Genomic DNA, 9,393 nt, shown 5'->3' with positions numbered 1-9,393 from the left:
AAATAATTCAAAAGATACCGCGATCAAGTCGCGGTATGACAATGTAAAATGAAACCACAAGTATCTATAAACGGTAAAATATGGCAACAAAAACTAATTAACGAGGATATAGTTACAGAATTATGTCGAAGTTTTAAAATTAGTGATTTACTTGCTAGAATAGTATCATTAAGAGTAAATAATTTAGAAGAAGTAGAAAATTTTTTAGTACCGAAAATCAAAAATTTACTACCTGATCCTCTTCATTTACTTGATATGGATAAAGCAGTAGATAGAACTGTTAAAGCTATTTTAAATAACCAAAAAATATGTATTTTTGCCGATTATGATGTAGACGGGGCTACTTCAGCCGCTTTACTTAAAAATGTTTTCAGGGACTTAAACATAATATGTGATATTTATGTTCCCGACCGTATAGCTGAAGGATACGGTCCGACTCCTTTTGCTATGCAAAAAATTAAAGATAGCTTCGTCGAATTATTAATTACGGTTGACTGTGGTGCTATGGCACATGAAGCTCTAAAATACGCAAAAGACGTTAGTCTTGATGTTATAGTTATCGATCATCATATAGCTGCAGATATATTACCGGATGCAGTAGCTATAGTGAATCCAAATCGTATTGATGAAAAAAGTGAATATAAACATTTGGCAGCCGTAGGAGTTGCTTTCTTATTTGCAACTGCCATATTATCGAACTTAAAGAAGCAGAATTATTTTACAAAAATTCCTCAGCCTAATTTAATGAAATATCTAGATTTGGTAGCCCTTGGTACTGTTTGCGATATGATGAAATTAACAGGCTTAAATCGTGCATTTGTAGCGAGCGGTTTAAAGGTAATGCAACAAAGACAAAATATAGGGATTAAAACATTATATGATATAGCAGGACTTAATGAACTACCGAAATGTTATCATTTAGGTTTTGTTTTAGGTCCACGTATCAATGCAGGCGGTAGAGTAGGGAAGCCAAGTTTAGGTGCTAATCTATTGTCTACTAGCTGCATTAATGAAGCAAATAAATTAGCACTGGAGCTTGAAAAGCATAATAATGAGCGTAAAGTAATCGAGCTATTAATGATAGAAGAAGCGATGGAAATTGCTTTGACACAAGAAAATAGTAGTTTATTATTTATTGTAAAAGAAGGATGGCATCCCGGAGTTATAGGAATCGTTGCAGGAAGACTCAAAGAAAAATTTGATAAGCCGGTAGCGGTTATAGCTTTGAATGACGGAATCGGCAAAGCTTCATGCCGTTCTATTGTAGGTATTGATTTTGGAGCTGAGATTATTAATGCTAAAAGCAAGGATCTACTAATATCTGGTGGTGGGCATGCTATGGCAGCAGGGTTTACCGTAACTGCTGAAAAATTACAAGAATTACAGAATTTTTTAAATAATGCTTTTAAAATTAAAACAAATAAACTAGAAAATTATAAGCAAGCAGAATATGAGCTTAATTTAACGGCAAGTAGCATTAATTTTCCTTTAATGGATGAATTAGGTATTTTAGAACCTTTTGGTCAAGGTAATCATGAGCCTATATTTAAATTCGATAATTTATTTGTATTAAAAGCAGATATTGTTGGAAGTAAACATATTAGATGTTTACTTGCTCCAAATAAGCAAGCGTTTGGCAATAAAGCTATACCTGCCATTGCCTTTAATTCGGTAGGTACTTCATTTGAAGAGGTTCTATTAAGTCCTAAAGCAAAAAATATTTCAGCAATAGGAACGTTAAAAACAAATAATTGGCAAGATAATTATACTATTCAGTTAATTATAAAAGATATAATAATAACTTAAAAATAATAATTTATGAGCGATTCAAAGAAAACAAAAATTTCTAAAGACTTAGCGGAAGTACAAGAGCATTATCAAGATTATCCTTATCCTTTCAGAGACCCAAATCAAGAAAAAGAACGTTTGCTTGCTATTTGCGGTGAATTCCTAGGAGAATTAAACCATTTTCTATATAAAGGAAAAGAAAATTTTAATAACGGGTTTAGATGCTTAATAGCCGGCGGTGGCACGGGTGATTCAACTGTTTATCTTGCTGAACGATTAAAAGATAAAAATGCCGAAATAATATATCTAGATTTCAGTAAGCCTAGCATGGAAGTAGCACAAAAACGTGCTGAAGTACGAGGCCTTAAAAATATTAAATGGATTAATGATTCTATATTAAATATACCTAATCTAAAACTTGGAAAATTTGATTATATAAATTGTACCGGAGTACTTCATCATTTAGCAAATCCCGATGAAGGTTTAAAAAATCTAAAAGATTCTTTAAAGCCAACCGGTGGTATGGGTTTAATGGTATATGCTAAATATGGACGTACCGGTGTTTATCAAATTCAAGATTTAATGAAAATGATAAATAAAGATACTAAAAACCGTGTCGAAGAAGTAATGAACGGGAAATTAATTCTAGATAATTTACCTGCTACTAACTGGTATAAAAGAGGTTGGGAGTTATTTTCAGATTATCAAAATTTCGGTGATGTCGGGGTTTACGATATGTTCTTGCATAAGCAAGATAGAGCTTACTCCATTCCTGAATTACATGAATTTGTAGAAAAAGCAGACTTACATTTTGTTGATTATCTTGATCCTTTAGAGAAAATTTTACTCAGACCCGAAAATTATATAAAAGATTTCTCGCTTCTACAAAAAATTAAGAAGATGGATAAAGTAACCCAAGAATCAATTTGCGAGATACTCACCGGTAATATAATTAAACATTCATTTTACGTATCAAATCAAAAAGATAGTGTAGCATCGTTTGATGATCTTGATAATATACCATACTTCCATAATATTGCCAATTTTGCTAAACAAATTTATGAACATTTGGAGTCTAACCATTCAGCAGTAAATAGTGCTATTAATTTTACTATTAATAATGGAGTGTTAAATAATGTTAATATCTCAATGTCAATATTTAGAAGTACTAAATATATCTTTAAATATATGGCAGAAGAGAAAAGTTTAAGAGAAATATTTGATGCAGTACGCAGTGAATTAAATCAAGAAATAAGCAATGAAGCGTTATTAAACGAAGTTAAAAACGTATTCACTCCGTTACTTAATACAAATGTATTATTATTAAGGTCGAAGAATTTATAGAGTTACGTGGATTGGTTATCCGTCATTGCGAGCGACTATAAGGAGCGCGGCAATCTCATGAAACAGCACAAAATTCCTGAGATTGCCGCGTCAAGGCTTCGCCTTTCCTCGCAATGACGATTTACCGATTACCTACTTACAATGACGATTTAAGTTGACAACAGGCTGTTACATTGTTAGTATGCTCTTACATACATAGACAGCTTTTAAAGCTAACAAAATAAATAATTCTTCAAACCGCAAGAATAAATAAAATTTTCTAAAAATCTAATTTGATTCCTGATTTAAATAAGTATATTACTTCCTTTAATTAAGGTAATTAAAGTTTTGCTAACTCAACTCTTTCAATATAATCTATTAATAATAAAATAATGAACACAACTAATAAAGAATCCACAGAAGAACTTAACAACTCCGAATCCAATAACAATCATAATAATCTTGCAGAAAACGGTAGTATTATTAATTTAAAACAATTAAAACGTAAATTACCTGAAGAACTACAAGCTCAAGCAGAGGAATTAAAAATTGAAAATATTAATTCATTACTTAAACAAGAATTAGTTTTTGCAATTTTAAAAAAATCCGTAGAGCAGGGAGGTTTAATAGTTGGTGAGGGAGTACTTGAGGTATTACCTGACGGATTTGGTTTTTTACGTTCGCCGGAAGTAAATTATTTAGCAGGTCCTGATGATATTTATATTTCTCCTAGTCAGATTCGTCGTTTTGGTCTGCGTACCGGTGATACGGTAGAAGGTCAGATCAGAGCTCCAAAAGCCGGAGAACGTTATTTTGCTTTACTAAAAGTAAATAAAGTTAATTTTGAAGACCCATCCAAAGCTTATCATCGTGTTCATTTTGATAATTTAACTCCATTATATCCTGATGAGAAACTAGGATTAGAGCTTGAAGATAATAGTAAAGATTTCAGTACACGTGTTATTGAGCTAGTAGCTCCTATGGGTAAAGGACAGCGTGCATTAATAGTAGCACCGCCTCGTACAGGTAAAACTGTATTATTACAAAATATTGCACATGCTATTACTACTAATAATCCAGAAGTATTTTTAATAGTACTGCTAATAGACGAAAGACCTGAAGAAGTAACCGATATGCAACGTTCCGTACGTGGTGAGGTTGTTAGCTCTACTTTCGATGAACCTGCAAGTAGACACGTACAGCTTGCGGAAATGGTTATTGAAAAAGCAAAGCGTTTAGTAGAACATAAAAAAGACGTAGTAATTTTAGTAGATGCGATAACACGTTTAGCTCGTGCTTATAATACCGTAGTGCCGTCATCAGGAAAAGTATTAACAGGCGGCGTTGATGCTAATGCACTACAAAGACCGAAAAGATTCTTTGGAGCGGCAAGAAATATTGAAAACGGCGGCTCGCTTACTATAATCGGTACGGCTTTAATTGAGACCGGCTCCCGTATGGATGAAGTAATTTTTGAAGAATTCAAAGGTACAGGTAACTCTGAAATAGTCTTAGATCGTAAAATTGCTGATAAGCGTATTTATCCGGCAATTGATATAACCAGATCAGGAACTAGAAAAGAAGAGCTATTAGTTGATAAAATAATATTAAATAAAATGTGGGTTCTTCGTCGTATTATCGATCCAATGGGTAGCAGTGAAGCAATAGAATTTTTACTCAAAAAACTTGAAAATACCAAAACCAACAGTGAGTTTTTTGAGATGATGAAAAGCCCCGAGCGTCCTAAGAACGGTTTGTAGTCGTATCGTCATTGCGAGCGGGCATTGTTGTGTGGACCGGTAAAGTCACTGTGTCACCCCGTGGCTTGACCACGGGGTCCATAAAAACAATAAAAAATACTAAATTAGTATTTTTAACTAGATACCGTGGTCAAGCCACGGTATGACACCGAGTGCTTTTTTATATCCACACAACAATAATGACATAAAGAGCATTTACCGTTCCACGCGGGAATGACATCGAATTTACAAGGTCTTGGATAACTATAAAAACATAAAATATCACGAGTATGACGCCTGATTATTTAATTGAAAGAAGACAAATAAAATCTCGTCTATTAATTTGGAAGTTTGCGGCTATTATTTTAATTGCTATTGTATTATTACTAGTCGGTAAAAACTTTGCTCCAAAAGATGTTTTACCTATTAATAGTAATGAGGATTATATAGCTTCAGTATTAATAGATGAAATAATTCTTGAGGATGAAAAGCGTGACAAGAAGCTTAAAAAAATAATCGATGATTCTCATATTAAAGCATTAATAGTTAATGTAAATTCTCCTGGCGGTACAGTAGTCGGCTCTGAAAAAATTTATAATATTCTACGTAAAATATCCGAGAAAAAGCCCGTAGTAATAGTTATGGGAACAATGGCTGCAAGCGGCGGTTACTTAATTTCTCTCGGAGGTGATTATATTGTTAGCCATAACGGAACTATTACGGGTTCAATCGGTGTAATATTACAAACAGCTGAGGTAACAGAACTTGCTCAAAAATTAGGAATTAAGTTTAACAATTTTAAATCAGGTGAATTAAAAGCTGTTCCAAATCCTACCGAAAAACTGACCGAAGAAGTACGAGTAGCTATTATGGAAAATATAGAAGATACTTATAATTTTTTCCTTGAGCTTGTTTCAGAGAGGCGTAATCTTCCTATAGAAGAAGTAAAAAAGCTTGCAGACGGACGACTATATTCAGGTCGTCAGGCTTTAAAGTTAAAGCTTGTGGATGCTATAGGCTCGGAAGATACAGCATTAAAATGGCTACAGGAAGTTAAGAAAGTTAATCTAACTGTAAAAGATTATCAATTAAAACCAAAACCAAAATTAATGGACATAATACTTGAAGATTTTGATAGTATAACACCTAGTTTTTTTAAAAATAGTTTTAACGGAATCAAAGCGATTTTTTAATAATGGTTACTAAGAATTATTTAATAGATAAAATACATAATGAGCTGAATTATCTTTCTAAAGAAGATGTTAAAGATTCAGTAAATTTAATTTTAGATTATTTAAGTCAGTCTCTTAAAGAACAAGAACGTATCGAAATCAGAAATTTCGGTAATTTCTCCATACGTAAACGCAAATTCCCTGAAAGTAATAAATTCTATAATACGGTTTATTACAGAATGCCTAAAAATTTATTTAAGGAATGACATAAAAGTGTTAAACTACCCTGTAAATCAACTATTTTTAGGTAATACCAGTAATAAGGCATTGCCTAGAAAAAGTTGTTTTATGTTGTAGTTTGGTCTTCCGGTGTCATTCCCGCGAAAGCGGGAATCCAGGGTAAAGCGAGATAAATCGAGCTTTTAAAAAGCTTTAAAGTACTGGATTCCCGCTTTCGCGGGAGGACATTGTTGCGTGGATCAATTTCACCGCTGTCGTCCCGTGATTTATTCACGGGATCCAGTAAAAATACTAATATTATTAGTATTTTTATTATTTTCTGGATACCATGGTCAAGCCACGGTATGACACCGAGTGCTTTTTTATATCCACGCAACAATGCTGAGCTAGGAATGACATCAAAACTTTAGATCAACCGTTTTTAGGCAATGCCAGTAATAAAATTTTTCTCGTACTTGACATTATAATAATAGGCAACTATCTTAAGTATAAAATTAAAATAGGGTATTTATGATAAGATATTTAATAATTTTATTTGCTTCTGTAGCTTTAATTGGCTGTGCCGGTAAAACCACGAAATCAAAAGAAGCAGTAGAACTTGACGGTGATCCAAGCTATGCGATTATGAAAACAATCGATAATACTAACAGAAATATTGCTAACACTACTTCATCTCTTCCGAGTACTCCGGCTAGATAGAAATGCTTGTTATTATTTCTTCTGCTAAAACTCTTAATTTTGAGAAGTTAGCTCATGAGTTAGAGCTAACTTCTCTTGTCTTCCCTAAACTAACAAATCAGTTACTTTCTATACTCCAAGGCTATTCTGAGAATCAATTATCGGAAATAATGAATATAAGTGCAAAGCTTGCGCATATAAATAAGGATAGATTTAAAAATTTTGATGATCAAGAGAGTAAAGCAGCTATTTTTGCTTATGCAGGAGATGTTTTTAATAATATACATATAGAAAAACTAACTAATCATGAGCTAAATTTCCTACAATCACATCTGCTTATTATATCAGGGCTTTACGGAGTTCTAAAACCGCTAGATGCTATTAAGCCGTATAGATTAGAAATGGCAACAAAGCTAAATGAACTAAATTTAACAAGCTTTTGGCAAGATGAAATCACGAATTATATTAATAAAATTCTTGCTAAGCATGAAAATAAATATTTACTAAATTTAGCATCACAAGAATATTCAGCTGTAATAAATCCAAATAACCTCAAATATCAATTAGTTAACGTTCATTTTAAAGAAAATAGAAACGGTAAATTATCAACAATCGGCATAAATGCTAAAAAGGCCCGTGGAAACATGGTTAATGTTATCGCCAATAATCTAATTGATTCACCTAAGCTACTTAAAGATTTCTCATATTTAGGGTATGAATTTAGCACCGAGTACTCGTCCGATAGTGAATTAGTTTTTATTAAGAATTAACAGAAAATTAATTTTGTACTACATTACTTTCGATTAATTTTTTGAGTAATAAAAATGACTAAAAGAACTGTGATATTAATTCAAGGACCAGAATTTCTAAAGAAAAACGTGAGCAAGATTTAAAAAAGCAAATAACTATTATGGAGGGAAGTAACGTAACCATCCAATGGATATTTTAGATTTTGTAGAAGAATTAAATAATACAGAATTAACAAGTAATTTCATTCATCAGTCAGAATTAAGTCTAAGTTCTAGTTAATTTGTTATTTTGAGGTATTTTTTAGCAAAAATAACCTACATTTTAAATCCTTATATTTCAATTGAATTAACAAATATTAATTAAATTTAAAATTAAATTTTTCTCTAGACAATAGCCTATGAGTTCAGCTATTTAATAGTATATAAGCTCAAATAATACAGGAATTTCATGACTAAAAATATAAAAAATACTCATATACAAAACTCTAGAGCATATGAAGATTATATAGACAAAAAAACAAATTATTTTGAAGATCGAAAACCGATTGATATTTCTTATTTAGATAAGGTTTTTTACCCTGGTACTCTAGCGGCAGTTCTTAATAAAGTTGTAGATAACAATCAAATATTAAACTCTGTTAAGCTTTTTAATTATAATACCCCAGCAGTTGGTAGAGTGAAGTTTCCTGCTTTTCCTATAGATTGGAAGCTTGTAAAATACAATAATGTAGTAGCAGTGAATCTTGCATTACAAATTAATAAGCTTTTAGGGGCGTACAAACATCCTATTAATAAAAAGCTATCTTCTGAACAAATTGATGCAGTTATAAATTATTTAAAATCTAATCCTAAAATTAATTTAAATGACTTAACTCCTCAAGAAAAAGCAATTTTAATTGACGAAGCTAGACAGCTTAATAATCTATTAGATTTTTCTATAATAGTTGAAAAAAATCCTCAAATTTATAAGCTCGTTGAACAAATAAACAATAATGAAGCATTAAATTATAAGCTTTTAAATCCTAATAAAATGTACACAAAAACTAAGAATGATATTTTAAAAGAAGAACCAACTCTAGGCAAACTAGATTTTTCCCCTTATTCTCCAATAATTAGCGTTGCAGACCTTGAAATAATTGCAGCGTTGTTAGAGGCTCAACAAGAAGATAGAAATATAATAGAAATACCACAATACGATAACGATTTTGTCAGACCGAATTGCAGTAAGCCTGAAAATAGCCGGAAGTTAATAAAAATGCAGCAGGAAGCTAAAAACTTATATAAATTACTAAAAGAGCTTAATCTTATTAAGCCACCAATAGAAGAAGCTGATACAGTAATAAAAGAAGATAGAAATTGGGATGAGTTAGAACAAAACTGGAAAATGTTAGTAAATGAAGGTAAGGCTGAAAACTTAAAATATTTATTAGAAGATTACTCTGGTAATAAACCAACAGAGACAGAAAATGTGGCATATAGAGCTAATGAGCCAAGCTTGCTTCATAACGCTCAAGGCGATACTCTAAATCCTTCTAATCCCGCTATAGGTGATAGTACTATAATGGCCTGAAAAATCAAGACAAAATATATGAACAATGTACTTGGTAATGTTGCTTAAAATTAAGCTGCTATTTGTTCATAATGTTGTACGTAATCCAGATAAACATTCATAGGTTTTTTATACCCAATACTTGAATGGAATCT

The 9,393-nt window shown here is 31.8% G+C and carries 8 protein-coding genes; all 8 read left to right on the top strand.

Going from position 1 to position 9,393, the window contains the following annotated elements; all coding sequences use genetic code 11:
• The first annotated feature begins 48 nt into the window (after positions 1-48).
• The 8 genes from recJ to AC1Z7D_RS04370 all read left to right on the top strand — a co-directional run bounded on the left by recJ (position 49) and on the right by AC1Z7D_RS04370 (position 9,259).
• Positions 49-1,806 carry a single-stranded-DNA-specific exonuclease RecJ gene (gene recJ, locus AC1Z7D_RS04405; RefSeq protein ID WP_482602324.1) on the top strand — a complete coding sequence of 586 codons (1,758 nt, stop codon included), beginning with the start codon at positions 49-51 and terminating at the stop codon, positions 1,804-1,806.
• A gap of 12 nt (positions 1,807-1,818) precedes the next feature.
• Positions 1,819-3,132 carry a class I SAM-dependent methyltransferase gene (locus AC1Z7D_RS04400; RefSeq protein ID WP_482602322.1) on the top strand — a complete coding sequence of 438 codons (1,314 nt, stop codon included), beginning with the start codon at positions 1,819-1,821 and terminating at the stop codon, positions 3,130-3,132.
• A gap of 371 nt (positions 3,133-3,503) precedes the next feature.
• Entirely contained in the window at positions 3,504-4,871 is a 1,368-nt protein-coding gene (gene rho, locus AC1Z7D_RS04395) for a transcription termination factor Rho (RefSeq protein WP_482602320.1), read from the top strand.
• Between the two features lie 269 nt (positions 4,872-5,140).
• Positions 5,141-6,043: a signal peptide peptidase SppA gene (gene sppA / locus AC1Z7D_RS04390; protein ID WP_482602318.1), complete on the top strand. Its 903-nt coding sequence runs from the start codon at positions 5,141-5,143 to the stop codon at positions 6,041-6,043.
• Positions 6,044-6,045: 2 nt separating this feature from the next.
• The gene (locus tag AC1Z7D_RS04385; RefSeq protein ID WP_482602316.1) at positions 6,046-6,288 is read left to right on the top strand and encodes an HU family DNA-binding protein; all 243 of its coding nucleotides are present in this window, start codon (positions 6,046-6,048) and stop codon (positions 6,286-6,288) included.
• Positions 6,289-6,772: 484 nt separating this feature from the next.
• Positions 6,773-6,961, top strand: a complete 189-nt coding sequence (locus AC1Z7D_RS04380) for a hypothetical protein (protein ID WP_482602314.1) — start codon at positions 6,773-6,775, stop codon at positions 6,959-6,961.
• A gap of 2 nt (positions 6,962-6,963) precedes the next feature.
• Positions 6,964-7,710 carry a YaaA family protein gene (locus AC1Z7D_RS04375; RefSeq protein WP_482602312.1) on the top strand — a complete coding sequence of 249 codons (747 nt, stop codon included), beginning with the start codon at positions 6,964-6,966 and terminating at the stop codon, positions 7,708-7,710.
• A 427-nt stretch (positions 7,711-8,137) separates the two neighbouring features.
• The gene (locus tag AC1Z7D_RS04370) at positions 8,138-9,259 is read left to right on the top strand and encodes a hypothetical protein (protein WP_482602310.1); all 1,122 of its coding nucleotides are present in this window, start codon (positions 8,138-8,140) and stop codon (positions 9,257-9,259) included.
• Positions 9,260-9,393: the final 134 nt, after the last annotated feature.

This window comes from Rickettsia sp. (assembly GCF_965035265.1).
Note: the sequence above shows the minus strand (reverse complement) of the source record. Positions and strands in the feature narration are given on the sequence as shown.